The organism is Streptomyces sp. NPDC030814, from assembly GCF_055572155.1.
The window spans coordinates 35,259-59,911 of sequence record NZ_JBVIDX010000013.1; the positions used below are offsets into that span (position 1 = coordinate 35,259).

General features: G+C 70.6%; 23 protein-coding genes and 2 pseudogenes. 10 read left to right on the forward strand and 15 right to left on the reverse strand.

Annotation, left to right across the window (positions count from 1 at the left end; genetic code table 11):
• Positions 1-210: 210 nt before the first annotated feature.
• Positions 211-1,200, forward strand: coding sequence for a hypothetical protein (locus tag ACZ43N_RS25895; protein ID WP_468100754.1), 990 nt, complete (start codon positions 211-213; stop codon positions 1,198-1,200).
• A gap of 103 nt (positions 1,201-1,303) precedes the next feature.
• Here ACZ43N_RS25895 and ACZ43N_RS25900 read toward each other — a convergent pair whose 3' ends face one another.
• From ACZ43N_RS25900 to ACZ43N_RS25910, 3 genes are all read right to left on the reverse strand, one after another.
• A complete protein-coding gene (locus ACZ43N_RS25900; RefSeq protein ID WP_468100755.1) occupies positions 1,304-2,032 on the reverse strand; it encodes a hypothetical protein in 729 nt (242 codons plus the stop codon).
• A 339-nt stretch (positions 2,033-2,371) separates the two neighbouring features.
• Positions 2,372-3,055 carry a maleylpyruvate isomerase N-terminal domain-containing protein gene (locus tag ACZ43N_RS25905; protein WP_468100757.1) on the reverse strand — a complete coding sequence of 228 codons (684 nt, stop codon included), beginning with the start codon at positions 3,053-3,055 and terminating at the stop codon, positions 2,372-2,374.
• A gap of 48 nt (positions 3,056-3,103) precedes the next feature.
• A complete protein-coding gene (locus tag ACZ43N_RS25910) occupies positions 3,104-3,778 on the reverse strand; it encodes an alpha/beta hydrolase (RefSeq protein ID WP_468100759.1) in 675 nt (224 codons plus the stop codon).
• Positions 3,779-3,975: 197 nt separating this feature from the next.
• Between ACZ43N_RS25910 and ACZ43N_RS25915 the strand changes: the two genes are divergently transcribed.
• Entirely contained in the window at positions 3,976-4,560 is a 585-nt protein-coding gene (locus ACZ43N_RS25915) for a DinB family protein (protein ID WP_468100761.1), read from the forward strand.
• Between the two features lie 222 nt (positions 4,561-4,782).
• A pseudogene (locus tag ACZ43N_RS25920) lies at positions 4,783-5,040 on the forward strand (ATP-binding protein); the annotation flags it as partial.
• A gap of 21 nt (positions 5,041-5,061) precedes the next feature.
• On the opposite strand, the gene ACZ43N_RS25925 reads toward ACZ43N_RS25920, so the two are convergent.
• Complete coding sequence (locus ACZ43N_RS25925) at positions 5,062-5,607, reverse strand: AAA family ATPase (RefSeq protein WP_184898407.1); 546 nt, start codon at positions 5,605-5,607, stop codon at positions 5,062-5,064.
• A gap of 189 nt (positions 5,608-5,796) precedes the next feature.
• On the opposite strand from ACZ43N_RS25925, the pseudogene ACZ43N_RS25930 reads away from it, so the two are divergent.
• Together ACZ43N_RS25930 and ACZ43N_RS25935 are read left to right on the forward strand one after the other, a co-directional pair.
• Positions 5,797-5,925, forward strand: a pseudogene (locus ACZ43N_RS25930) (EamA family transporter); the annotation flags it as partial.
• 128 nt (positions 5,926-6,053) lie between these two features.
• Positions 6,054-6,329, forward strand: a complete 276-nt coding sequence (locus ACZ43N_RS25935; RefSeq protein ID WP_468100763.1) for a DUF1876 domain-containing protein — start codon at positions 6,054-6,056, stop codon at positions 6,327-6,329.
• A gap of 393 nt (positions 6,330-6,722) precedes the next feature.
• Here the strand turns inward: ACZ43N_RS25935 and ACZ43N_RS25940 are convergent, their stop codons facing one another.
• From ACZ43N_RS25940 to ACZ43N_RS25965, 6 genes are all read right to left on the reverse strand, one after another.
• The gene (locus ACZ43N_RS25940) at positions 6,723-7,892 is read right to left on the reverse strand and encodes a serine hydrolase domain-containing protein (RefSeq protein WP_468100765.1); all 1,170 of its coding nucleotides are present in this window, start codon (positions 7,890-7,892) and stop codon (positions 6,723-6,725) included.
• Positions 7,893-7,989: 97 nt separating this feature from the next.
• Positions 7,990-8,472, reverse strand: a complete 483-nt coding sequence (locus tag ACZ43N_RS25945; RefSeq protein WP_468100767.1) for an organic hydroperoxide resistance protein — start codon at positions 8,470-8,472, stop codon at positions 7,990-7,992.
• A gap of 159 nt (positions 8,473-8,631) precedes the next feature.
• On the reverse strand, positions 8,632-9,105 hold the full coding sequence (locus ACZ43N_RS25950) for a MarR family winged helix-turn-helix transcriptional regulator (RefSeq protein ID WP_468100768.1): 474 nt from the start codon (positions 9,103-9,105) through the stop codon (positions 8,632-8,634).
• A 14-nt stretch (positions 9,106-9,119) separates the two neighbouring features.
• Positions 9,120-9,899, reverse strand: a complete 780-nt coding sequence (locus ACZ43N_RS25955; RefSeq protein WP_468100769.1) for an energy-coupling factor ABC transporter ATP-binding protein — start codon at positions 9,897-9,899, stop codon at positions 9,120-9,122.
• Positions 9,887-10,648, reverse strand: a complete 762-nt coding sequence (gene cbiQ / locus ACZ43N_RS25960; protein WP_468100771.1) for a cobalt ECF transporter T component CbiQ — start codon at positions 10,646-10,648, stop codon at positions 9,887-9,889. Before cbiQ ends, ACZ43N_RS25955 begins: the two co-directional genes overlap by 13 nt.
• 1 nt (position 10,649) lies before the next feature.
• Positions 10,650-11,708: an energy-coupling factor ABC transporter permease gene (locus tag ACZ43N_RS25965; RefSeq protein ID WP_468100773.1), complete on the reverse strand. Its 1,059-nt coding sequence runs from the start codon at positions 11,706-11,708 to the stop codon at positions 10,650-10,652.
• Positions 11,709-11,962: 254 nt separating this feature from the next.
• Between ACZ43N_RS25965 and ACZ43N_RS25970 the strand changes: the two genes are divergently transcribed.
• The 4 genes from ACZ43N_RS25970 to ACZ43N_RS25985 all read left to right on the forward strand — a co-directional run bounded on the left by ACZ43N_RS25970 (position 11,963) and on the right by ACZ43N_RS25985 (position 15,115).
• Positions 11,963-12,307 carry an SsgA family sporulation/cell division regulator gene (locus ACZ43N_RS25970; RefSeq protein ID WP_468100774.1) on the forward strand — a complete coding sequence of 115 codons (345 nt, stop codon included), beginning with the start codon at positions 11,963-11,965 and terminating at the stop codon, positions 12,305-12,307.
• 117 nt (positions 12,308-12,424) lie between these two features.
• Positions 12,425-13,138, forward strand: coding sequence for a histidine phosphatase family protein (locus ACZ43N_RS25975; protein ID WP_468100775.1), 714 nt, complete (start codon positions 12,425-12,427; stop codon positions 13,136-13,138).
• A 109-nt stretch (positions 13,139-13,247) separates the two neighbouring features.
• Positions 13,248-13,550 carry a hypothetical protein gene (locus ACZ43N_RS25980; protein WP_468100776.1) on the forward strand — a complete coding sequence of 101 codons (303 nt, stop codon included), beginning with the start codon at positions 13,248-13,250 and terminating at the stop codon, positions 13,548-13,550.
• Positions 13,547-15,115 (forward strand): zeta toxin family protein, encoded by a 1,569-nt coding sequence (locus tag ACZ43N_RS25985; RefSeq protein ID WP_468100777.1) that lies wholly within the window; start codon positions 13,547-13,549, stop codon positions 15,113-15,115. Before ACZ43N_RS25980 ends, ACZ43N_RS25985 begins: the two co-directional genes overlap by 4 nt.
• 26 nt (positions 15,116-15,141) lie before the next feature.
• Here ACZ43N_RS25985 and ACZ43N_RS25990 read toward each other — a convergent pair whose 3' ends face one another.
• The 5 genes from ACZ43N_RS25990 to ACZ43N_RS26010 form a co-directional block, all read right to left on the reverse strand.
• Positions 15,142-16,002, reverse strand: coding sequence for an intradiol ring-cleavage dioxygenase (locus ACZ43N_RS25990; RefSeq protein WP_468100778.1), 861 nt, complete (start codon positions 16,000-16,002; stop codon positions 15,142-15,144).
• A 111-nt stretch (positions 16,003-16,113) separates the two neighbouring features.
• Positions 16,114-16,623, reverse strand: coding sequence for a DinB family protein (locus ACZ43N_RS25995; RefSeq protein WP_468100779.1), 510 nt, complete (start codon positions 16,621-16,623; stop codon positions 16,114-16,116).
• 38 nt (positions 16,624-16,661) lie between these two features.
• Positions 16,662-17,744 carry an epoxide hydrolase family protein gene (locus ACZ43N_RS26000; protein WP_468100781.1) on the reverse strand — a complete coding sequence of 361 codons (1,083 nt, stop codon included), beginning with the start codon at positions 17,742-17,744 and terminating at the stop codon, positions 16,662-16,664.
• Between the two features lie 163 nt (positions 17,745-17,907).
• Positions 17,908-20,190 (reverse strand): MMPL family transporter, encoded by a 2,283-nt coding sequence (locus ACZ43N_RS26005; protein ID WP_468100782.1) that lies wholly within the window; start codon positions 20,188-20,190, stop codon positions 17,908-17,910.
• A gap of 166 nt (positions 20,191-20,356) precedes the next feature.
• Positions 20,357-20,956, reverse strand: a complete 600-nt coding sequence (locus ACZ43N_RS26010) for a TetR/AcrR family transcriptional regulator (protein ID WP_468100784.1) — start codon at positions 20,954-20,956, stop codon at positions 20,357-20,359.
• 366 nt (positions 20,957-21,322) lie between these two features.
• Between ACZ43N_RS26010 and ACZ43N_RS26015 the strand changes: the two genes are divergently transcribed.
• Positions 21,323-24,616, forward strand: coding sequence for a S41 family peptidase (locus ACZ43N_RS26015; RefSeq protein WP_468100786.1), 3,294 nt, complete (start codon positions 21,323-21,325; stop codon positions 24,614-24,616).
• Positions 24,617-24,653: the final 37 nt, after the last annotated feature.

The window sequence follows — 24,653 nt, forward strand, 5'->3', positions numbered from 1 at the left end:
CCAGCAGCGCCCTGGACGAACGCAGGCTGCCGGCGCAGCTCGGTCAACTCTTGCTGAGACCGTAATAAGTGGGCTGGTCAGGCGGCGACCTGCGAGACCGAGGGTCTCCAGATGCAGCGTGCACACCTCGGTCGATGTGGCTCCCTCAGGCTGTGCCCAAGTTCTCTTGCATCTCCCCACCTGCCGACAGCGAACCGCTACGCTGCATCTATGAGAAGAGTGTTTATCCTGGGAGCAGGCTTCTCCAAAGCCATCAACCCTCTTATGCCTACCCTCTACCAGCTGACGGAGAGCGTGAAAGAAGCCTTTAGAGGGCGCGGGTCAGACATTTCCCAGGACCTGGCCGGTTTCGGTAATGACCTTGAGCGCTGGTTGAGCTCCCTGGCGGACCCCGGCCCTTGGCTCACCGTAGCCGAGAAGATGCGAAGCCGGGCCCAATTCGTCGACGTGTCAGATGACATCGCAAAGTCAATCACAGCACTGGAATTGCGGGTCGCCAGTAATGATGCACCGGATTGGCTCCATAGCCTCGTTCGCTACTGGGACAGAACCGAAGCGACCGTGATTAGCTTCAACTATGACCGCTTGGTGGAGCTGGCATATCTACAGAGTGCAGAAAAGGCAAATAAGTGGCCAGGGGAACTCTATTCGATCCCAGTAACTCCCGCCGCATTGCGGGTGGGGAGCATTGCGGGAGGGGATAGGCGCCCAACACTCAGACTCCTTAAGCTCCACGGCTCGGTCTCTTGGTGGTACTCAGGACCTGAAGGAGGTGAGTTCGATGTAATTTACGACGTGGCTTGGAATGGATCTTTCGGGCACGGCATCGAAGATCTATGGGAGAACGCCACTACCTATGTCCCCGACAAACTTCCCCTGCTCATTCCTCCTACGGCAACCAAAACTGCCTTTTACTCCAATCGACTTCTTGCAGCTCAATGGCAGATTGCAGCCCAAGCACTCCGGGAGGCTGACGAACTGGTTGTAATGGGCTACAGCGCGCCTCCTACCGACCTTGGCGTCACGAACTTGATCAGCTCGAACTTTCAAGGGGAAGCTATAGTACCTGTTGATATATCCGACGGCGTATTGCAACGGGTTGCAAACCTGGTCAACCAGAACACCCCTGCTCAAGTAATTGAGACATTTATCAGCGAAAACGCCATTGAGGAATGGGTCAAGATGTTTGCAGGCGACTGATTTCAGGGCCGGATCCGAGTGCTGAGCGGAATCCGTCCAACCCGTCTAGCCTCGGCCCGCCCCGCTTCCCCTAACGAACTGATCACCACGCCCGGTTGCCCTGCTACGACTCCTCCTGCGGCAGAGTGCTCAGATCCAGAACATCGGCCGTCGGTGGAGGCTGAATGTCCATTCGGTTGTTGAAGCCACTGAACTTCGTGACGTGGCGGAAGTAAGGGTCCTTGTAGTCGACCCTCAGCAGGTGCGGCTTGCCCTCGGCAGCCACATAGAAGGTGTGGACACCTCCCTCGGTTTCGTCGTCTGCCACCTTTACGGGAATGACCGGCCCGCCGTCGAGCTCGATCGGGGTTCCCCGGGTCGCCCTGCCCAACGAGGAGGACAAGAACCGCCACGCGCAGTCGGCCAGGCCGTCCGCTCCCCTCGCCTCGCTCACCGGGCTCTTCAGCCAGGGCTTGCGCCGCATCGCGGGGACCGTCTTCCGTCCCCACATTTCGAGGTACATATCGTTGGGATGGATGTAGTCCGTCTCGCCGATCCGGATCTGCTCCATCCTGGCCGTCCCGGAGCCATAGGACGCAGTCGACTTGTAGGTGCATCTGCCCTTGAGATCAGTCGTCAAGCGGCCGGCGGATCGGTTGCCGGTGGTGGCCGAAGTGACATGCCTGACGATGGTCACCGAGGTGAGAGCCTTCATGGTGCGCTCGGACTCGCGGAGCAAGTGGTCGGCGGAGCGCGTGTCAGCCACAGCGTCAGCCGTATCACCGACGTCGGCACAACCGACCGCGATAGCGCCCAACAGGCACAGCGCAGCGGTAATCGTCTTCGTACGCATGGTCCCCCCTGAGGTGTAGGGCGGCAGGCTACCGGTACGAACCACTGCGCATCCTGGCAGGTCGGGCCACCCGCCCGGCAGCCATCCACCCCCCTGAAGCAGGCCTGGCAAGCCCGCCCGATCGGGCCCCAGCGGCCCATAAGCAGAGATCGTCGGCTCACCGGCCTCCGGCGCACGTCGGGGCTCATCACCCGTCACCCTCAGCCGCACCCTGGGCGACCGCAGGCTGCCGGCGCAGCTCGGTCAACCGCGGTTCATGCAGTAATAACTTCGCTGGTCAGAGGACCGAATGGGGCGCTTCTGTGCGCCTCGGCCCGCCGATGCGAGTTGGCTGCCTTCTCAACCCAGCGTGAGCCATCGGATGCCCAGGCGGCCGACGTCCGATGCTTCCTCTTCGGTGATCGCCTCGCGCCCCGTCGCCTTGCGCAGGAAGCGAAGCTGCCCCCATCCCAGCTTCTCCAGTGTCGCTGCCCCGTCCGGGCCGAGCAGAAGGTCCTGCACCAGATCTGCGGCCTGGGAGGTCAGCCACGGCTCGCGCCCCAGGGCGTCGGCCAGGTCCAGGCCGTGCACGGCGACCTCGACCACGCGTGTCAACAGGAATTCCGACAGGAGCATCGGATCGCCGTGCCGGGTGCGCACCACCCGCCCGTCGGGCTCGGCCCGGCACAGTCGGTCCACCTGTCGCCACGTGGCGTCGAAGTCGTCGGCGAGCGCGGCACCGCTGAGTTGCTGGGCCGCGTGCTGTTGGGCCAGAGCGATCCGAGCCGCGTTGGTGTCCGGAGCGAAACGGTCGTCGGGCCGGTAGTACTCCGCTGCCGTGACCTCGGCGTGGGTCGGCGCCGGTGCGGCCAGCATGCCCGGCAGCCAGGCCGTCACCACCCGGACATGCGCCAGCAGGTCGCTCACCGTCCACGGTGCACACCGCGTCGGCAGACGCCACTCGGCCGCCGAGACCCCGGTCATCGCCCGCGCGAGCTCCCCGGCCTCAAGACGAAACGCTTCAACCACCCGCCCCTGATCCATGTCGATCAAGGTACGCGACAGAGAATCCGGTGCAGCAGCGGATGTCGGTCAGTCGCTACGCGGGATGTCGGTGGCGAGCAGTTCCTGTAAAAGTTCAACGATGAGATCGGGCTGTCCCACGAACGGGGAGTGACCTGTCTGCCACTCGCGCACGCTGGTGCAGCGCAAGGCCATCTTCCGTTGCAGGCCAGGGTCGATGGCCCGGTCCTGTGCGCAGACGACGTAGGTGGAGGGAGCGTACTTCCAACTGTGGTGCTGGGGGACGGCTCGCCCGCAACCGGGGGCTTGCACCCGCAACAGGCCCACTGCCCATGCGGCGAGAGGTGCTGGACAGTCGCCGTAGAAGATGTCGACAGCCCGGCCAGCGTGCAGGCTGGTCGATCCGTCGGGCTCAGGGTTGATCGCGTTCTGAAGCTGCGGGGACGCCCCACCCAGACCCGCCGGGCTCTCGCCGGCATCCGGCACGAAGGCTGCCAGATAGACCAGGTGCCCCGCTCCACGCACGCCGGTGATCACTGACCCGCCGTAGGAGTGGCCGAGCACGATCGGAGGCTCCTGCAACGCGTCGACGGCAGCCTGGACCGCGGCGGTGTCAGCGACCAGCGAACCCCGGTGCAGCTCGGGAACGACCACCTCGGTTCCTGCGGTCCGCAAGCGTTCTGCCACCATGGCGAAGTGCCCAGGACGGTGATACAGGCCGTGAACAAGCACCACGGAGGTCAACGTCCGTCTCCTCAGGCCGGTGACAGGGCAGTGATCTTAGCTGCGGACCGTGGCCGGTCATCAGGCGCCTCCTTGATCACTTCCGGAACTGCGACAACTGCCAGGCGGCGGCCGTGACCATGCCTGGGCTCTTCCAGTCGTTGCGGACCACGTACGGACCTTGAGGCCACGAGAAGCCCATGGCAGGCTCATGCCACATGATCGATGAGTTCGCGAAGAACAACCTGCACGGGAGACTGCGGCGGGACCGCGAGGCGCTGCTCTGGAAACTCGACGGCCTGTCCGGATACGACGCCCGCCGACCTCTGACAGCGACCGGGACCAACCTCCTCGGCCTGGTCAAACACGTGGCCACCGTCGAGGCCAGGTACTTCGGCGAGGTCTTCGACCGCCCTTCCCCGGAACCGCTGCCCCGGTGGCAGGACCACGACGGCAGCGATCTGTGGGCGACCGAGGACGAGACCCGCGATCAGATCATCGGGTTCTACCGGCGCACGTGGGAACACTCGGACGCGACGATCAACGAACTTCCCCTCGACGCCCCCGGCCACGTGCCGTGGTGGCCGGAGCCCTATCCCAACACGAACCTGTTCGCCGTCATGGTCCATGTCCTCGGCGAGTCCATCCGGCATGCCGGGCACGCCGATATCTTGCGCGAGGGCCTCGACGGCCGGACCGGGGTGCGCGTCGAACACGAGAAGCAGATCGACGAGGAAGTCCGCGCAGCCTACTGCGCGAAGATCGAGCAGGCCGCCAGGTCGGCCGCACCGATCAAGGCTTAGGGGTTTGTCTCACGTGACTTGATGTGCGCGCGGCATGATGGCGGTCGTGGGTGCTGATCCATGGAAGCCTCGGGGTCTCTGATGAGCTGGGAGCCGGCCGCCCCGTTGCCGCCGTCGTTCGCTGCTCGTACGCCAGGTGGTGGGACCGCTCGGTGTGACGAGCCGGCCGTATTCACGCGGTAGTGTACACATCGCCCGTGGCTGTGCCCGGCGGCATCTGCCGAAGCCGCCGACGACAAGCACCTGGCCAAGACCATCCCCCGCTACGGCCGCGTGGGCCTTCTCGCCATAGACGAGCTGGGCTACATGGAACTCGACCCGCCGCGGCGCCGAACTGCCGTTCCAAGTCCGGACCGAGCGAGAAGAGAAAGCCTCCGTGGCCATGGCCTCGAACGGCTCACCTTCGGCGGCAACATCATCGAGACCCGCACCGACTCCTACCGCCTCGCCCATACCAAGAACCAGCAGGGCAGCAGCTGACCGCACACGCGAGAACCCGGATCACCGGCCCGGGGCCACGCCGACGCGGGCCAGCACGTCGTAGGCCAGCTCCTGGGGGCTCAGCTCACCGTCGAGGAACACGGTGTCACCGGGCAGCGTGTCCACTGCGGCCATACACGACTCGATCTTGGACTTGCACCACCTACGGACCCGCTCGTCCTGCGCGGGGTCGTCAGGCGTGAAGCTCCGCCCGTCGATCCGCTTGACCAGCACCTCCTCGGAGACCTTGAGGAAGAAGTGGTGAACAGCGATACCCGCGTCCTTCAGCGCATCGAAGATCTCCTCGACATAGCCGGGGTTGACCAGTGTCATGGGCACCAGGACGGGCCGCTGATACTCCTCCACGAGTCCCGCGGCCAGGTCCGCCACCTGCCGTCTCCACAGACGCAGATCCTGAAAATCGCCGGTCGGGACCTCCACGATCTCGCGCAGCACATAGCCCACCATCTCCGGGTCATAGACCAGCGCCTCGGGCCAGCGCGGACGTAGTTCGTCCACCAGCGTGCTCTTCCCGCTGCCGAACGCGCCGTTCACCCAGACGATCACAGACATCTCCCCGTCGATCGATACCCCCACCGGCCAGAGCCGCCCCCTGAACCACACACCGCGACGTGAGGGTGGGGCACAAACTCACTGACAGATCATGCCCGAACGATCGACAAGGGGGGCCGAAACCCACTGACAAGTAGCCAGCTCACGCTGCCGAACCCAGGCACACACCCCGTCACTGCGCCCCGCGCGAATTCGATCATCGTGGGCGCGGCGATCGGTGCGGTGTTCTTCAAGGAGCGGTTCGGCGCGCCCCGGATCGTGGCGGCCGGGTTGCTGGTGGTGGGCATCGGGTTGATGCTGCGGGCCGGGTAGGGGCGTTCGGCGGTGTGGGGCGCGGCCGTCCTGCTCCAGCGGCGCCGTGTGGCCGGGTTCGGGGTCAGGCCGTGCATCGGCGGGCCCGGAGGAGCACTCTGGAAGCAGCGGTTCCGGAGGTGATCGTCATGATGCACACCGCTGTGGGATGGCACATCGAGCTGGAGTTCCAGGAGGACGACCAGAAGACGCGGGCGGCGGCGCTCGTACGGCTGCCCGACGGGAAAGAGGTACGGGCCAACGGATACGCGAGCCGCCACCACACCGACTCCAATCAGCCACGGGTCGGCGAGGAGATAGCGGGCGCGCGGGCCCTGAACGAGCTGGCCATGAAACTGCTCACCAAGGCCCACGACGAGATAGATGAGGCGTCGGGCAGGACGTCCCACCCGATCGCCCTCTGAGAGGGGACACGTCCGTGTGACCGGGCGGCTGTCCGCGGCCCCCTGCGGCCGGGGGCAGCCGTCGTCCTGTCGCGTCGGCGCGCGGCCGTGGGGCGGTCCGTGGACGGGGTGCCAAGCGTCTGTGGACTGGGTGCGAACGACAGCGCGGGAAATGTCACGCATGCTGGGGATCGCCGCTCACGGAGGGCGGCCGTCCGGTTCATCGGATCGCGCCAGGGCAGACTGCGGGGGAGCTCTGGGGCGTCTTCGGTGTCCCGGCGGCCGCCTCTTCGCTCCGCTGGGCGGGGGCGGGACGCCTTTTGGGTCTGGGGTGCCGGGTTCGTTGGCGGCTGCCGGGTTCGTCGTGGGGTTCGTCGCCCGGTTCCGCGCGCCCCTGGGAAAGCTTCGCGCGCCCTAGTGGGGCAGGGCGAACCTCAGTGCCTTCACCAGTGACTGGGCCCTCGGGTCCGCTGTGACCGTTTTGCGGTAGCCGTTGGTGACGTAGGCGAAGGCGGTGGCCGAGTCCGGGTCGGCGAAGCCCAGGGGGCCGCCTCGGCCGGGGTGGCCGAAGGAGCCGGGGCCGAGGAGCGGGGACGCGGTGCCGTGGAGCATGTAGCCGAGGCCGAAGCGGGTGTTGATGACCAGGGTGCGGTCGGGGCCGGCCGACTCCTCCGCGCGGGCCGCCTCCATGGTGGCCGGGGCGAGCAGCCGTACGCCGTCGACCTCGCCGATCAGCGCGGCGTAGAAGCGGGCCAGGCCGTCCGCCGTGGCGATGCCGTTGGTGGCGGGCAGCGGTGTCGCGCGGTACGCGGGGTCGTTCTGGTCGGGGAACGGGGTGATCGCGGCGAAGGCGCGCCGGGTGAGGGAGTCGGGGTCGTCGTAGGCCTCGGTGACCGAGCGCTTCGCCCGCAGGCGCAGTCCTCCGGTGGGCTCGGGCGCCGACGGCAGCCGCCCGGCGCGCCCCACCCGGCCCTGCGCCGCCACCGGCTCGGGCAGGCCGAGCCAGAGGTCGAGGCCCAGGGGTGCCGCGATGTCGGACGCGATCCACTCGCCGGTGCCGCGGCCCGTCACGCGCCGGACCAGTTCGTCGAGGAGCCAGCCGTACGTCAGCGGGTGGTAGCCGTGGGCGGTGCCGGGCTCCCAGGCGGGGGTCTGCGCGGCGACGGCCTCGGGGCCCCGGCGGGGGTCCAACGCCTCGTCGGGGGTGAGGGGATGGTCGAGGACCGGGAGGCCCGCCCGGTGGTTGAGGACGTGGCGCACGAGGACGGCGTCCTTGCCGTGCGCCTTGAACTCGGGCCAGTAGCGGCCCACGGGCGCGTCCAGGTCCAGCTCTCCGCGCTCGGCCAGCATGAGGAGCACGGCGGCGGCGACGCCCTTCGTGGCCGAGCGCATGATCTGGGCGGTGCCCTGCTGCCAGGCTTCGTCGCCGTCCACGTCGCGGGTGCCGGCCCACAGGTCGACGACCTTGCGGCCGTGCCGGTAGACGACGACCGCCGCGCCCTTCTCGCCGAGCGCCTCGAAGTTGCGGAGGAAGGCCTCCCGCACCGGCTCGAAGCCCTCGGCGACCGTGCCGTTCACATCCACGCCGGCGCTCCGTTCCGCTCACTCGCCACGACGACGGGTGCAACGTACACGCACGGCCGGTGATTCCTTCGGCCGGGGTTCGGAGTTGTCGGACCCCTCAGCCGAGCACGATCGTCACGTCGATGTTGCCGCGGGTGGCATTGGAGTACGGGCAGACCTGGTGGGCCGCGTCCACGAGCTTGGCCGCGAGGTCCTGGTCGATGACGGGCAGGGAGACGCTGAGGGCGACGGCGAGGCCGTAGCCGCGCTGCTTGTTGGGGCCGATGCCGACCTTCGCGGCGACCGTGGAGCCGGTGAGGTCGTAGCCCTCGCGGCGGCCGACGAGGACCAGCGCGTTGTGGAAGCAGGAGCTGTAGCCGGCCGCGAACAGTTGCTCGGGGTTGGTGCCGTTGCCGTCGCCGCCGAGCTCCGGGGGCATGGCGGCCTTCAGGTCGATGTGGCCGTCCTGGCTGGTGATGAAGCCGTCCCGGCCGCCGTGCGCGGTGGCCTCTGCCACGTACATGATCTTCGTCGGACGGGTGTCCGGACGCGCCTCGGGAGGGGTGTCGGAGCGGGTCTCGACAGCGGCGCCGTCAGTCATGAATGAGCCTCCCCCAGGAAAAGCGCGCACAAGTACATCGTGCACAAGGTACCGGCTGGTAGGGCGGTTTGGTTACCAGGGGGTAGTAACCGGTGGTAACGAATGGTGTGCCCCGCGGGAGGCCGACGCGGCCCCATGGCAGGAGGGCGTCGGCCCCCGTCAGCCGGCCGTCTTTCCCGCCGACCGCTCCGCCCGTGCCGCCAGCTCCCACAGTTCCGCCCGCAGGCGGGCCACGTCACCGCCCCGCAGCCCCGTGGTGGCGGCCAGGGTCTCGGGGATGACCTCCGCCCGGCCCCGGAGCTGTTCGCCGCGCCCGGTCAGGGTGACCTGGACCGAGCGCTCGTCACGGGCGGAGCGGCGCCGGCTCAGCAGGCCCGCCGACTCCAGCCGTTTCAGCAGCGGCGAGACCGTGCCGTAGTCCAGCCGCAGGGCGCCGGCCAGCTCCTTGACCGTGGTCTCACGCCGCTCCCACAGGCAGAGCATCACCAGGTACTGCGGGTAGGTGAGGCCGAGTTCGTCGAGCAGCGGGCGGTACGCGGCGGTGACCGCGCGCTGGGCCGCGTACAGCGCGAAGCACAGCTGCTCGTCGAGGAGCAGCGACCCCTGCCACGCGGCGTCCTCCTGATTCGTCACACGCCCCATTCTCCTCAGCTCCCGGCGGCGACCGACCTCGGGTCGAAGCCGAACGGCAGCTCCAGGCGGTGGGCCCGCATCAGGCCGTCGTCCGCGAGGAGTTCACCGGTGGGTCCGTCGGCCGCGATGACGCCGTCGCTGAGCACCAGCGAACGCGGGCACAGCTCCAGGGCGTAGGGCAGGTCGTGGGTGACCATGAGGACGGTGACGTCGAGGGAGCGCAGGATGTCGGCGAGTTCGCGGCGCGAGGCGGGGTCGAGGTTGGACGACGGCTCGTCGAGGACGAGGATCTCCGGCTCCATGGCGAGCACGGTGGCGACGGCGACCCGGCGCCGCTGGCCGAAGGAGAGGTGGTGCGGCGGCCGGTCCTTGAACTCCGCCATGCCGACCTGTTCGAGCGCGTGGTCGACCCGGGCCTCCAGTTCGGGGCCCTTCATGCCCGCGGCGGCCGGACCGAAGGCCACGTCCTCCCGCACGGTCGGCATGAAGAGCTGGTCGTCGGGGTCCTGGAAGACGATGCCGACTTTCCGCCGGATCTCCGCCATGTGCTGCCTGCCGACCGGCAGTCCGGCGACGGCGACCGTGCCGGCGCCCCCGCTGAGGATGCCGTTGAGGTGCAGGACGAGCGTGGTCTTGCCCGCGCCGTTCGGCCCGAGAAGCGCGACCCGTTCACCCCGGTCGATGGTGAAGTCCACGCCGAAGAGGGCCTGGTGGCCGTCGGGGTAGGCGAAGGCGAGCCCGGCGACTTCGAGGGACGGGGGTACGGGTTCCTTGGACACGGTCACAGGGTCCATCCCAGCAGACAGACGACGAGCGCGGCGAACGGGAGGGCGAAGGCGTACGACCACTGCGCCCGCGAGGCGGTCACCTCGTCGATCACGGGCATGGTGCCGGCGTACCCCCGGCTGATCATGGCGAGGTGGACCCGCTCCCCGCGTTCGTAGGAGCGGATGAACAACGCCCCCGCGGACTTGGCGAGTACACCCCAGTGCCGTACGCCGCTCGCCTCGAAGCCGCGTGACTCGCGGGCGATCCGCATCCGGCGCATCTCGTCGGTGATGACGTCGCCGTAGCGGATCATGAAGGACGCGATCTGGACGAGCAGCGGCGGCAGTTTGAGGCGTTGCAGTCCGAGGAGGAGCTCCCGCAGCTCGGTGGTGGCGGCGAGGAGGACGGACGCGGCGACGCCGAGGGTGCCCTTGGCGAGGACGTTCCAGGCGCCCCACAGTCCGCTGACGCTCAGCGACATGCCGAGCACCTCGACCCGCTCGCCCTGCGCCACGAACGGCATGAGCAGGGCGAAGGCGACGAACGGGACCTCGATCAGCAGCCGCCGCAGCAGGAACCCGGCGGGCACCCGCGCGAGGTACGCGACCGTGGCGAGGAGCAGGGCGTACAGCCCGAACGCCCACATCGCCTCGCGCGGGGTCGACACGACGACGACCACGAAGGCGAAGACGGCCGCGAGTTTGGTGTGCGGCGGCAGGGCGTGCACGGGCGAGTGCGCGTGCCGGTAGAGCTTGTGGGCGTGGCCGGCGCCCATGTCAGACGCTCTCGGGCACGGAGGACGGGGAGGTCGCCTCGGCTTCGCCGCCCCGGCGCTTGCGTACGGCCCAGAAGATCCCCGTGCCGGCGACGACGGTGACGCCGACGCCGATCACGCCGGCGAGACCGCCGGAGACCCGGGCGTCGGTGAGGCCCTTGACGCCGTAGTCGGCGAGCGGGGAGTCGGCGGCGGTGTGGTCCTCGGCCTTGGCGTCGATGCCCTTGTCGGCGGCGACCTTCTCCAGCCCGTCGGGGGCGGCGGAGGCGTAGAAGCTGACAACGCCGGCGAGGAGGAGGGAGGTGCCGAGCCCGGCGAGGATGAGTCCCCGGGGTGACCGGGCGGCCAGCGGCACGGGCGTGGCGGCGGGGGCGTCGACGAGCGCACCGTTCACGCGGAGCTTCAGCGGGGCGGTCAGACCGCGGGCGCCGTACACGAGGTCGGGGCGGACGGCGATGACGGCGCCGACCGTGGCGGCGGTGATCGCGGCCTCGCCGATGCCGATGAGCGTGTGAACGCCGACCATGGCGGTGAGGACGGAGCCGAGCGGCACGTCCGTGGTGCCGCCGATCGCGTAGACGAACGTGAACGCGGTGGCCGCGGCGGGCACCGAGACGAACGCGGCGACGAAGGCGGAGACGGTCACGGAGCGCCGCTTCCTCGGCAGCACCTTGACCAGCCCACGGAAGACGACGTACGCCACGACTGTCGTGACCACGGCCATGATGCCGATGTTCACGCCGAGCGCGGTGAGGCCGCCGTCGGCGAAGAGGATGCCCTGCATGAGGAGCACCACGGACACGCACAGAACCCCTGTGCAGGGGCCCACGAGTATCGCGGCGAGCGCACCTCCGAGCAGATGTCCGCTGGTTCCGGCCGCGACCGGGAAGTTCAGCATCTGCACGGCGAAGATGAACGCGGCGACGAGTCCGGCGAGCGGCGCCGTCCGCTCGTCCAGTTCACGGCGCGCCCCGCGCAGGCTGACGGCGACGGCACCGGCGGCGACGACACCGGCGACCGCCGAGACGGGGGCGTTGATGAATCCGTCGGGGACATGCATGCGAGGGCTCGCTCTCCGGATCGCCCGGTGGCGATCGCATCCGGCTGCGCGTGGCTGGAACCTTACGATGATAGGGCCTTATTGCGAGGTTCTTGCAAGAGCGCCTTTTCATCGATTAGCGAACCGGTCGCCGTCCCCGGATCGGCCCGGCATCCTCCTCAGCGGGCGAATGGCCGAAAATGTGCGACATTGGAGAGGCCCGGACAGCGGATCAACAGCTTCTGCTTGGATCACTCAGCGTGAGGAGCCGCCCGATGCCTGTCACCGTCGAGCAGTACGCGCGGGCTCATGTCGTCACGGACTCCCCCGAGGACCGGGACACGGTCCCCGTGATCCTCCGCTACGACCCCGACGGCGGCCCCCGCGCCGTCCACGTGGGGCTGCCCGGCCCCGACGAGTGGACCTTCCCCCGTGACCTCCTCGAACGCGGCCTGCGCAACCCCGCCACCGCCGGCCCCGTCAGCATCTGGCCCTGCGGCCGGGTGCAGGCCGTCATGGAGTTCCACTCCGCCCACGGGGTCGCGGTGATGCAGTTCGACACCAAGGCCCTGATCCGCTTCCTCCGCCGCACGTACACGGCCGCGCCGGTGCCGCACTGAGCGTCACCGTGTTCCGCTGAGTCCCGGGGGCCTGCCGAGGCGTTGACGCGTTCCGGCCGACCGCGCGTTCCGGCCGAGCGCGCGTTCCGGCACGGGGTGGTCCAGCAGAATGACCGGATGGCCGATGAGATGCACAAGGGCGGGCTCGCGGCGCCCGGTTCACTCCAGGGACTGTGGGCGGTACGGCACGGGCAGAGCACGGCGAACCTCGTCTTCGCCGAGGCCGAGCGGAGCGGCTCGACGGAACTGGCCGTAGCCGGGCGGGACATGGACGTCCCGCTGTCGCCGCTCGGGCGGGAGCAGGCCGGGGCGCTGGGCGGGTGGCTCGCCGGGCTGGAGGAGGGGGCCGGGCCGGACCTGGTGGTCTGTTCGCCGTACACGCGGGCCCGGGAGACCTGGCAGGTCATGGCCGCGCATCCACGGGTGACCCCGCCCGCCCTGCTCGTCGACGAGCGGCTGCGGGACCGGGAGATGGGGATCTTCGAACTGCATCCGCCGGGCGCGCTGCGGGCCCGCGCCCCCGAGGAGGCCGCCCGGCGGGCGCTGCTCGGCGAGTGGGCGTACCGGCCGCCGGGCGGGGAGGCGATGACCGATGTCGCGCTGCGCGTACGGGACTTCGTGACGGAGCTGGACAAGGCCGCGCCCGGACGGCGGGTGCTGCTCGTGGCGCACGACGCGATCGTCATCACCCTCCGCTTCGTCCTGGCCGGCCTGGGCGCGCCCTCCCCCGACACGCTGCCACCGGTCCCCAACGCCTCGGTCTCGTGGTGGAACGGCACGGGCGGACGGCTGCGTCTGACGCTGTGGGGGGACACCACGCACCTCGCCTGAACCGACAGCACCCGCGGCCACGTCCTTGAGCGCGACATCCGACGCGACGCCCACCACGACTTCGACCACGACTTCGACCACGACTTCGACCACGACGGAGGGACGACCCATGACGGAGCAGCCCGATTCCGAGCCCGTGCTCTCGCAGGTGGAGCCGCTGAGCGGCGGCCTGTACGCCGACGAGCCCTACGAGGCCGCCCTCGGTGACCTGCGCACGGCCGTCGGCGAGGTCTCGGCCGCCCTGCGCGACGCCGCCGGAGCCACCCGCGAGCGTCTGCTCGAACGCCGGCGGGAACTGAACCGGCTCCAGCTGGGCCTGCGCCCCGACGACACGGACGGCCTGGCCGCCGCGCATGCCCTGTGCCGCCGGGCCCGCGCGGAACTGGCCGAACTGCCGGGCGGCGACGCGTGAGCCGGTCACCGAACGACCCCACCGCACCGAAGGGGCCGACCCTCGAAGGGCGGCTGCCCCTCGCCGAGAACCAGCGGATCTTCCGCGAGGAGATCGCCCCGGTCTTCCTCGACGGCTGCGCACCCCAACGGGCCCCCGTCGCCGTGATCGTGGCCGGGCAGACCGGCGCCGGGAAGACCGCCGTGACCCGCATGGTCAAGGACGCGCTGGACCGGGGTGGTCCCGCGGCCTGGATCAACATGGACTTCTACAACCCGCACCACCCCGAGTACGCCGGCTGGCAGGCCGAGCGCCCCCAGGAGGCGGACGCGCTGGTCCGTCCGGACGGCGACCGCTGGTGGGAGCAGGCCCAGGAGCTCGCCCTCTCGCGCGGCTACAACATCCTGCTCGAATCCGCGATGGTCACCCCGGCCGAGTACGAGGACATCTGCCGCCGTATCCGCTCCGCGCAGCTCCCCGAGGGGGTCGCCCCGTACCGCATCGAGACCGCGTTCGTGGCCGTCCCCGGCCCCGTCAGCCGTCTCGGCGTCATGACCCGCTACCTCGACGAACTCCAGCGGCACGGCCACGGCCGCCTGGTCGACCCCGACATCCACGACGCGGCACTGCGCGGGGTGGTACGGGGCGCCGCCGCCCTGGAACGCGAGGGTCTGGGCGACTTCGCCACGGTGCTGCGCCGGGGCGGGGAGACCGTGCACCAGCAGCACATCGCCGCCGGCGGCCTCCCCGCCGACATCAGGGGGACGAGGGAGGCCGGGGCGTCGCTGGTGGCGGCCGTCGAGCGGGAACACGCGCGCGTGCAGACGACGGCCGAGGCGTCGCAGTTCGCGGCGCGGCACGCGGCGGCGGTCGTGACCGCCCCCGACTACGTCGTGCCCGAACTGGAGCGCATAGCCCGCTCCGCCGCGCCGATCCTGCCGGCGCCCGAGGCCCCGTGGCGCGCCGTCGCCGAGCGTGCGGCGGCACTGCGCACCGCGGAGCCACCCCGCCGACCGGAGCCCACGCTCCTGGCCCGCGGCGACCACGAGGTCATCGACCTCCTCGCCCACAACCTGGCCGAACGGCACACTGCCTACTCCCGGGGCGACACCAACCCGGTGACCGCCGCCCGCCACGAGCACACCACCGACCGTCTGCTCGGCGAACTGGCCCGCCGCTCCGCCCTGTCACCGGAGGCACGCGGCATCGAGGAGGCCCACCGCCGGGCCCTGCGGGCGGACCCCATGCCACGAGCGGCAGCGGGAACCGGGGTCGGCGCGGTCGCGGGGGCCGCGCCAGGCTCAGGCGCTACGGCCGGAGCCGGGGCCGGGGCTACGGCCGGGGCCGGGGCTACGGCCGGGGCCGGGGCTACGGCCGGGGCCGGGGCTACGGCCGGGGCCGGGGCTACGGCCGGGGCCGGGGCCGCCGGGACTGGGACCAACCCCGCCGCGGCCGCCGCGGCCGCGCGCAGCCGGTCGGTGGCCGCTCGCCAGCCACCGACGAGCGGCGCGCGTACGCCCGCCACCCCTCCCCGCGCCCTACCGGCCGCCCGCCCCGCCGAACCGCCGGCCAGGCGCAGCCGCTGACCGGCGACCCGAACGGCCCGCGCGTCCTACACGGCAACCGTGAGCGTCGCCGTGTACCCCTTCTCCACGCCGCCCTTCATGGTGGCCAGCTGCTGGCCGTAGCCGTCGCTGAAGATGCCGTCGGTCTCCAGGGAGAGCTCGCCGAGGTTGGTGACGCTCTGGCTGTAGCCGTCCGTCGCGTAGACGGTGTCGCAGACGTCCCTGGGGAACGCGAGCTGGGACGTGGCCCTGACGTCCTGCGCGGCGGTGGCGTCGTCGAGGCTGTCGTACACCTCGAAGTGGATGTGCGGCCAGCGGCCGGTGTAGCAGCCCGGGAAGACCGATGTGAAGGTGACCTGGCCCTTGGCGTCGGTCTCCTGCACGCCGCGCAGGTAGTTCTCGTCGGTGACGCCCTCGGAGTAGAGGGAGTAGCGGCCCTCCCGGTCGCAGTGCCAGAGGTAGACGGCCGCGCCCTTCTTCGGCGTCCGGCACCCGGAGTCCGTCTCGACGACGGTGAGGGTCACCGTCAGCGGTACGCCCTCGGCGACACCGCTCGCCGGGCCGGTGCTCCTGGTGATGTCCCGGCGGACGACGCCGCTCTCCTTGAGGACGTTCGGACCGTTGGAACCGTCCCCGGGGTACGGGCCGGCCGTCTCACTCGGGATGGTCTCGCATTCCGCGCCGGAGGAGGACGAGGACGAGCCGGAGGACGGCGAGGACGCCGACGGCGTCCCGCCCGAGTCGTCCGCGGAACAGGCCGCCACCAGCGGCACCATGCTCGCCCCGGCCAGCAGCCGGATCACGCGCCGCCGTGCCAGCACCGGCAGATCGTAGGAGAGCCCTCCGTCGAACTCGTCTTCATGGTCATGTCCGTGACCGTGGCCGTGGCGGTGCGGTTCTTCGCTCATGGTGGGGCCTGCGCGCTCTCTGGTCCGTCCGTCAGGGATCCCGCGCGATGCTACGAGGCCAACCTGTGGAAAGTTCAAGCTTCTCCCTCGGCTACGCCATGGGCGGGGCTGTCACGCCCCGACCGTCCCGTCCACCCCCTCCCTCAGGAGGTCCGCGTGACCGTTGTGGCGGCCGTACTCCAGCAGGACGTGGAGCATGACCATCCGCAGGGAGACCTCCTCGTTCCAGCGCGGCTGGTGGCCGGCCAGGTCGAGGGAGGGTGCCTCGCGCTCGATGCGGCGGGAGTGCTCGACCTCCGCCTCCCACGCCCCGAACGCCTCCGCACGCGTCGAGGCGCTGTCGTCGTACGCGGCCTGGAAGTCGATCTCGTCCGCCCAGACCATGGGCGCGTCGTTGTCCTCGAACACCCGGCGGAACCAGGCGCGTTCCACCTCGGCCATGTGGCGGACCAGCGCGAGCAGCGACAGCGTCGACGGCGGCATCGACCGCCGGCGCAGCTCGGCGTCGGTGAGGCCCTCGCACTTCATGGCGAGGGTCGCGCGGTGGTAGTCGAGGAAGGCCCGCAGTGTCTCCCGTTCGGATCCGGCGTGGGGCGGCCCCACCCGCTTGTCCTCGGCCATCGGCCGTCCTCCTGATGCTCTCGGTGTCCTTCGGTGTCTCAGAGAATCCTGTCGAAGAACCCGCGGATGTCGGCCGCCAGGGTCTCCGGCTCGTCCATCCCCACGAAGTGGTGGCCCGGGTTGGACTCCGGCCAGTGCACGATCCGGTTGTCGCGCTCGGCGAGGCGGCGGACGGCGGGCGGCCCGCAGTACACGCCGGTCGGGACATGCCGTTGCCCCTCGGGCCAGGTGAACTCCCCCCGCTCGTACATGAACCAGGACGAGGTGCCGGACGTTCCGGTCAGCCAGTAGAGCGTGACGTTGGTGAGGAACAGGTCGCGGTCCATGTCCCGGATGCCGAAGTCGCGGAACTTCTGCATCATCCAGGCGAGTTGGGCGACGGGGGAGTCGTGCCAGGCGTACGCGAAGGTCTGCGGGGCGGCGCGCAGCAGGGTGTGGTGGTCGACGCCGCCCTGCGACCACTGCTGGATCATGTCGTACAACGCCCGCTCATCCGCGGTCAGTTCGGGCAGGTCCTTCTCGGTCGGGAAGCCGAACCCGCCGTTGATGTGGACGCCGATGACGTGGGCGGGTGCCGCGCGGGCCACCGCGGGCGCCAGATACGCGCCCAGGTCGCCGCCCTGGGTGCCGTAGTGGTCGTAGCCGAGGCGGCGCATCAGCTCCGCCCACATCCGGGCCACCCGGTCGACGCCGAAGCCCCTCTCGCGCGGGCCCTCGGAGAAGGCGAACCCGGGGACGGACGGCGCGACGACATGGAACCCGCGCTCGGTCAGCGGACCGATCAGACGGGTGAACTCCACTACGGAGTTGGGCCAGCCGTGGGAGAGGAGCAGGGGCACGGCGTCCGGCCAGGGCGAGCGGACATGGAGGAAGTGGACGTCGAGGCCGTCGATCCGGGTCAGGTACTGGGGGAACGCGTTGAGGGCGCGTTCGTGGACCCGCCAGTCGTACGCCGTGCGCCAGTACTCGGCCAGCTCCCTCGCCTCCGCCACGGGGACTCCCCGGTCGGCCCCCTCGCCGGGCAGCTGTCGCGGCCAGCGCGTGCGGGCCAACCGGTCGTCCAGGTCGTCCAGCTCGGCCTGCGGGATGTCGATGCGGAAGGGGCGGATCTGCGTGGCCATGATCGCTCCGGTTGCCTCGGGGTGGGCTCGTACGACCACGTTAGGAACGATGTAGGTCAGATCCTGTCCCTCTTTCGAGTGAGCCTCCGCCGCAGCGGCCGGTGAGGGCTCCCCGTCCCCACGGGGCCCTCACCGGCCGGTCCTGCTGCGGGATGCCGTGGCGTCAGGCGCGCACGAGTTCCTTGTCCCGCTCCGTGCCCTCGGGGTCGTCGCCGCGTGTCCGCAGGCCCTCGCCCTCGACGTCGACGTCGGGCAACGCCCGGTCCAGCCACTTCGGCAGCCACCAGGCCTTCTCGCCCAGCAGGGCGAGGACGGCCGGGACGACGGCCATCCGGACGACGAAGGCGTCGAAGAGGACGGCGACGGCGAGGCCGAAGCCGATCATCTTGACCATCGACTCGCTGGAGCCGATGAAGCCCGCGAAGACCGCCATCATGATGACCGCCGCTGCCGTCACCACCCGGGCCCCGTGCCGGAAGCCGGTGACCACGGCCTCGCCGGGACGCTCGCCGTGGACGTACGCCTCGCGCATCCGGGTCACGAGGAAGACCTCGTAGTCCATGGCGAGGCCGAAGACGACGCCGACCATGAAGATCGGCATCATCGACATGATCGGCCCGGTCTCCTCGACGCCCACGACGTCCGCCAGCCAGCCCCACTGGAAGACCGCGACCACCGCGCCGAGCGCCGCCATCACGCTGAGGAGGAAGCCGAGGGCCGCCTTCAGCGGGACGAGGACGGAGCGGAAGACCACGATCAGCAGCAGGAAGGCGAGGCCGACCACCAGGACCAGATACGGGACGAGCGCGTCGCTGAGCTTCTGGGAGACGTCGATGTTCATCGCCGTGGTGCCGGTGACCAGGACGTTCGCGTCGGAGTCGGCCTTGATCGCCGTGCCGGCGTCGCGGATCTCGTGGACCACGTCCTCGGTCGCCACGGACGACGGCTTGGCGTCGGTGACGACGGTGATCATCGCCGTGTCACCCGCCTTGTTGTACGTCGCCGGGGTGACCGACACGACGCCCTTCATGCCCTTGACCTCGTCGGCGACGTCCGTGACGGCGGCCTTCGGGTCGTCCGAGGACTTCGCGTCGACCACGAGCATCAGCGGGCCGTTGGAGCCGGGGCCGAAGCCCTCCGAGAGCAGGTCGTAGGCGCGGCGCTGGGTGGTGGACGTGGGCTGGGAGCCGTCGTCGGGCAGGCCGAGTTCGAGGGAGCTCGCCGGGATCGCGGCGGCGCCGAGGCCGAGGACGGCCACGAGCAGCACCGTCACCGGCCTGCGGACCACGAAACGGGCCCACCGCGTGCCCATGTTGGGCTTCTCCGCCGCCGCGCCTCCGGTGGACGATGCCCGCGTCGAGCCGACGGCACCCCGCGACGAGCCGCCCCCGGCCTTCGCCGCCGCGCGACCGCCGCCCATCCAGCGGGCCTTGTGTCCGGCGGGCCGGACCTTCTTCCCCGCGTACCCGAGGAGCGCCGGGACCATGGTGAGAGCGATGAGGACCGCGACGGCGACCGTGCCCGCCGCCGCGACGCCCATCTTGGTGAGCATCGGGATGTTGACGACCGCGAGGCCGACGAGGGCGATGACGACGGTCAGTCCGGCGAAGACCACGGCGGAGCCGGCCGTGCCGGTGGCCCGGCCCGCGGCCTCCTCCCGGTCGCGGCCCTCGGCGAGTTCGGCGCGGTAGCGGGAGACGATGAAGAGGGCGTAGTCGATGCCGACAGCGAGGCCGATCATCATCGCGAGCGTGGAGGTGGTCGTCCCGAGGTCGAGGGCGCTCGCCAGCGCGGTGATCGTGGCGACGCCGATGCCCACGCCGACGAGGGCGGTCAGCAGCGGCAGCCCGGCCGAGACCAGCGAGCCGAAGGTGATGACGAGGACGACCGCGGCGACCGCGATGCCGATGATCTCCGAGGTACCGGTGTGCGGCACGGCCTGGAGGGCGTCACCGCCGATCTCCACGGTCAGCCCGCTGTCCCGGGCGCCCTCGGCGGCGTCCTCCAGCGCGTCCTTGGAGGCGTCCTTCAGCTCCATGCCGGAGACCTCGTACCGCACCTGGGCGTACGCGATCGTGCCGTCCTCGGAGACCGACCTGGTCCTGAACGGGTCGGAGACCGAGGTGACCTCGGAGCCGGTGCCCAGCTCCTCGACGGTCCGCTCGACGGCCGCCTTGTTCGCGGCGTCGGCCATCTTCTCGCCCTCGGGTGCCTTGAAGACGACCCGTGCGGTGGCGCCGTCGGCGTTCATCCCGGGGAAGCGCTGGTCCAGCAGGTCGAAGGCCTTCTGGGCCTCGGTGCCGGGGACGGAGAAGGAGGAGGAGCCGGCGGAGGGGGCGGAGGCGGCGCCGACGCCCGCGAGCGTCAGCAGCGCGACCCAGATCAGGGCGACGAAGTGCCGTCGCCGGAAGGCGAGTCGGCCCAGTTCGTAGAGGAAGGTGGCCACGGGCGGTACTCCCGTTCAGGTCGTGGACGTGCAGGAGGGCAGGGGTGATCGGCCCGTGTACGGCCGTACCGGGGAGTACGCGAACAGGGTCGATCGGCCCGACGACGTGAGCGGTGGCGTCAGGATGGACTCAGCTGCGCATCACGCAGCGAGGGCGCGAGGCGGGTCAGTCGGTCGGTACACCGAGGGCGGGGAGGACCACGGCGTCGATGTACGAAACGAGGAAGGCCTGGGTCGGAGGCAGCTCTTCGAGCAGCGTCCGGGTGACGAAGGCACCGAGCATCATGTGCATCACGAAGTCGAGCGCCGGATTGTCCGGCCGGACCTCACCGCGCCCGACCGCCCGCTCCAGCAGCCGCTGGAACTCCGCGATCTGCGGCTCGATGAGGAACTCCCGGAACGCCGCGAGCAGTTCGGGGTTCGTGTGCACCGCCATGGCCAGGCCCCGCATGAGCGCGGAGTTCTGTTCCATGACGCGATCGTCCTCGCGCCGCGCCAGGGCGTGCAGGTCACCGCGGAGGGATCCGGTGTCGATGCCGGACGCGCACATCGACTTCTCCTTGCCGATCGCCTTCGCGACCAGCTCGGCCTTGCCGCCCCACTGGCGGTAGAGGGTGGCCTTGCTGGACCTGGTGCGGGCGGCCACGGCGTCCATGGTGAGGGCGTCGTAGCCGACCTCCCGGAGCAGGTCGAGCACGGCCGCGTACAGCTCGGCCTCGCGCTCGGGCGTGAGTCGACTGCGGCGCGCCGTCGCGGTCTCAGTCATCCCACTCTCCCCACTCCCACTGGACGTTCGAGACGACAAGGCTACCGGCCGCGTGCCGGGGCACGGTCCGGACGACCCGCTTCTCGAACGAAACCGTTTCGTACACTTACGACGATACCCCTGCCACCATGAGAACGAAACCGTTTCGTTCGTGTCCTGGGTCACGTGCTCGCCGGCCCGCCACGGGAACACCCACCGTCAGGCTTGGGAACACCCACCTGCAGCTGGGCACACCCACCGTCAGGCCCAGGGCACACCCACCGGAAAGCCTCCGCAGCGCCCGCCGAAAGGCCGCCGGAACGCCACCGCGACGCCACCCCCCGTGCACGAGTTGCCGCGCCTCCTGACCCGGCGAAGCATGGGTGGGTGAGCGACTCATACGAGACAGGAAGCGGCCGGAGCGTCCCCGGCTACCTGCGCTTTCCCCACATCCACGGCGACCGCGTGTGCTTCGTCGCCGAGGACGACCTGTGGCTGGCCCCGCTCGACGGCTCCGAGCGCGCCTGGCGGCTCACCGTCGACCGAACGAAGGTCGCCACCCCGCGCTTCTCGCCCGACGGCCACCACATCGCGTACACGAGCTGGCGCAGCATCGTCCCGGAGATCCATCTGACGCCGGTGGACGGCGGCGGCCCCGCACGCCGCCTCACCCACTGGGGCAGCCCCGACACGGAGGTCTGCGGCTGGACGCCCCCGGCCTCCGACGCGGAGGGCCGCTCGGACATCCTGGCCGTCGCCTCGCACGGCGAGCCCTTCTCGTACTACACCTGGGCCTACAAGATCCGCCTCGACGGCGACCCGGGCCGCAAGCTGCCCTGGGGGCCCGTCTCCGCCATCCAGGTCGCCGAGATCGACGGCGAGCGCCGCACCCTGCTGCTCACCGGCACGCCCCCGCACGAACCCGCCTCGTGGAAGCGCTACCGGGGCGGTGCCATGGGCCGCCTCTGGCTGCACGGCGAGCGGCTGCTGCCCGACATCGAAGGGCACCTGCACTCCCCCATGTTCGTCGGCGGCCGGATCGCCTTCCTCTCCGACCACGAGGGCATCGGCAACCTCTACTCCTGCGCGTACGACGGCTCCGGCCTGCGGCGTCACACCGACCATGACGCCTTCTACGCCCGGCACGCGGCGAGCGACGGCAGCCGCGTGGTGTACCAGTGCGCGGGCGACCTGTGGATCGTCGACGACCTCTCCCCCGGCTCCGTCCCGCGCCCGCTCGACATCCGCCTCGGCGGATCGCTCACCGGGCGGCGGCCCTACCAGGTGCCGGCCGCACAGCACGTCGACGGTCTCTCGGTCGACGAGACGGGCCGGGCCTGCGCGGTCGTCGTCCGGGGCAGCCTGTACTGGCTGACCCACCGCGACGGGCCCGCTCGGACCATCACCGACACGCCCGGCGTCCGGGTCCGGCTGCCCGAGATGCTGGGCTCCGGCGGCCGGGTGGCGTACGTGACGGACGCCGACGGCGAGGACGCCGTCGAGATCGCCTATCTCCCCCGGGCGACCGGTGACCGCGAACGCCGCCGCCTCGCCTCCGGCGCGCTGGGCCGGGTCCTGGAGATGGTCGCGGACCCGGCGGGCGAGCGCCTCGCCCTCGCCGCGCACGACGGACGGCTCCTGCTGCTCGACGCCACGGAGGAGGCCGACGGCGAGGCCACCGAGATCATCACGTCACTCAACGGGCCCGTCCGCGACCTCGCGTTCTCCCCCGACGGCAGCTGGCTGGCCTGGTCCCATCCGGGTATCGGCCGCACCCTGCGCCAGATCAAGATGGCCCGCCTGAAGGACCGGTTCATCGTCGATGTCACGGGCGGCCGGTTCGAGGACGAGAACCCGGTGTTCACCGGCGACGGCCGCTATCTGGCCTTCCTGTCGTGGCGCGGCTTCGACCCGGTCTACGACGTCCACACGGGCGACCTGTCCTTCCCCCTCGGCTGCCGTCCCTACCTGGTCCCGCTCTCCTCCGCCACGCCCTCCCCGTTCGCCCTGAACCCCGACGGCCGCCCGGTCGCCGGGGGCATGGACCCCGGCGAGGACGAGGAGGCCGGCGGGACGGTCACCGTGGAGACCGAGGGTCTGGAGAACCGCGTCACGCCGTTCCCGGTCATCGCCTCCAAGTACTCGGCGCTCTGCCCGGTGAACGGCGGCGGCCTGGTCTGGCTGCGCTGGCCGATCTCGGGTGCCCTCGGCGAGACCTTCGCCAACCCCGACGACATGACCGGGCGCCCGACCCTCGAATACTTCAACATCGGCAAGGCGAAGAAGTCCGAACTCGTCTCCCACCTCGACTGGTTCGCGGTCAGCGGCGACGGCACCCGCCTCGTGGTCGTCGACGAGGGCGATCTGCGGGCCGTCCCCTCCACCGAGCCCGGCGACAGCGACAGCACCGTCTGGATCGACCTGCGGCGCATCATGCACGAGGTCGACCCGGCCGCCGAGTGGCGCCAGTCCTACGCCGAGGCCGGACGCCTGATCCGCGCCTACTTCTGGGACCCGCGGATGAGCGGCATCGACTGGGACGGCGTCCTCGACCAGTACCGGCCCCTGGTCGAACGGGTCGCCTCCCCCGACGAGTTCGCCGACCTCCTCCGTGAGGTCCTCGGCGAACTGGGCACCTCGCACGCGTATGTGTCCGCGGCCCGCCGCAACGAGGGCCCGCCCCACTACCAGCGCCGCCAGGGCCTCCTCGGCGCCAACTTCGTCCGCCGGGACGACGGTTGGCTGGTCCGCCGTGTGCTGCCCGGCGACTCCTCGGACTCCAAGGCCCGCTCCCCGCTCGCCGGTACGGGCATCCGCGAGGGCGCCGTCCTGACCCATGTCGACGGCCGCCCGGTGGACCCGACGGCGGGCCCGTTCCCGCTGCTGGCCGGGGCGGGCGGTACGACGGTGGAGCTGACGTTCAGCCCCGCGGAGGGCGAGGGGCCCGCGCGCCGTGTGGCCGTGGTCCCGCTGCTCGACGAGCGCCCCCTGCGCTATCAGGACTGGGTCGCCAAACGCCGCGAGGTCGTCCACGAACTCAGCGGCGGCCACTGCGGCTACCTCCACATCCCCGACATGGGCGGCTCCGGCTGGGCCCAGTTCAACCGCGACCTGCGCATGGAGGTCTCCCGGCCGGCCCTGATCGTCGACGTGCGCGGCAACGCGGGCGGCCACATCAGCGAACTGGTGGTGGAGAAACTCACCCGCCGGATCCTCGGCTGGGACCTCACCCGAGGCGCGCAGCCGGTGTCGTACGCCTCCAACGCGCCGCGCGGCCCGGTGGTCGCCCTGGCCGACGAGGCGACCTCGTCCGACGGCGACATGATCACGGCCGCCTTCAAACTGCTGGAGCTCGGCCCGGTGGTCGGTCTGCGCACCTGGGGCGGGGTCGTCGGTATGACCGGCCGCCACCAGCTCGGCGACGGCACCGTCATCACGGTCCCCATGAACGCCGCCTGGTTCGACGCGTACGGCTGGTCCATCGAGAACCGGGGCGTCCTCCCCGACGTCGAGGTCCACCGCACGCCCCTCGACTGGGCCGAGGGCCGCCACTCCCAGCTCGGCGCCGCCGTGGACCTCGCCCTGGAGCTCCTCAAAACCCAGCCCGCGGCCAACCCCCCGGATCACAGCAACGTCCCGGACAGGTCCCGCCCGAAGCTGCCACCGAGGAGCGGCGACTAGGGTCCGCCGACGACCGGATCCGGACACGAGGAAACGA

Bases quoted from the DNA above. Each gene is read 5' to 3' on its own strand.
- ACZ43N_RS25895 (WP_468100754.1), top strand. From the start codon at position 211: ATGAGAAGAGTGTTTATCCTGGGAGCAGGCTTCTCCAAAGCCATCAAC.
- ACZ43N_RS25900 (WP_468100755.1), bottom strand. From the start codon at position 2,032: ATGCGTACGAAGACGATTACCGCTGCGCTGTGCCTGTTGGGCGCTATC.
- ACZ43N_RS25905 (WP_468100757.1), bottom strand. From the start codon at position 3,055: ATGGATCAGGGGCGGGTGGTTGAAGCGTTTCGTCTTGAGGCCGGGGAG.
- ACZ43N_RS25915 (WP_468100761.1), top strand. From the start codon at position 3,976: ATGATCGATGAGTTCGCGAAGAACAACCTGCACGGGAGACTGCGGCGG.
- ACZ43N_RS25935 (WP_468100763.1), top strand. From the start codon at position 6,054: ATGATGCACACCGCTGTGGGATGGCACATCGAGCTGGAGTTCCAGGAG.
- ACZ43N_RS25945 (WP_468100767.1), bottom strand. From the start codon at position 8,472: ATGACTGACGGCGCCGCTGTCGAGACCCGCTCCGACACCCCTCCCGAG.
- ACZ43N_RS25955 (WP_468100769.1), bottom strand. From the start codon at position 9,899: ATGGACCCTGTGACCGTGTCCAAGGAACCCGTACCCCCGTCCCTCGAA.
- cbiQ (WP_468100771.1), bottom strand. From the start codon at position 10,648: ATGGGCGCCGGCCACGCCCACAAGCTCTACCGGCACGCGCACTCGCCC.
- ACZ43N_RS25965 (WP_468100773.1), bottom strand. From the start codon at position 11,708: ATGCATGTCCCCGACGGATTCATCAACGCCCCCGTCTCGGCGGTCGCC.
- ACZ43N_RS25970 (WP_468100774.1), top strand. From the start codon at position 11,963: ATGCCTGTCACCGTCGAGCAGTACGCGCGGGCTCATGTCGTCACGGAC.
- ACZ43N_RS25975 (WP_468100775.1), top strand. From the start codon at position 12,425: ATGGCCGATGAGATGCACAAGGGCGGGCTCGCGGCGCCCGGTTCACTC.
- ACZ43N_RS25980 (WP_468100776.1), top strand. From the start codon at position 13,248: ATGACGGAGCAGCCCGATTCCGAGCCCGTGCTCTCGCAGGTGGAGCCG.
- ACZ43N_RS25990 (WP_468100778.1), bottom strand. From the start codon at position 16,002: ATGAGCGAAGAACCGCACCGCCACGGCCACGGTCACGGACATGACCAT.
- ACZ43N_RS25995 (WP_468100779.1), bottom strand. From the start codon at position 16,623: ATGGCCGAGGACAAGCGGGTGGGGCCGCCCCACGCCGGATCCGAACGG.
- ACZ43N_RS26000 (WP_468100781.1), bottom strand. From the start codon at position 17,744: ATGGCCACGCAGATCCGCCCCTTCCGCATCGACATCCCGCAGGCCGAG.
- ACZ43N_RS26010 (WP_468100784.1), bottom strand. From the start codon at position 20,956: ATGACTGAGACCGCGACGGCGCGCCGCAGTCGACTCACGCCCGAGCGC.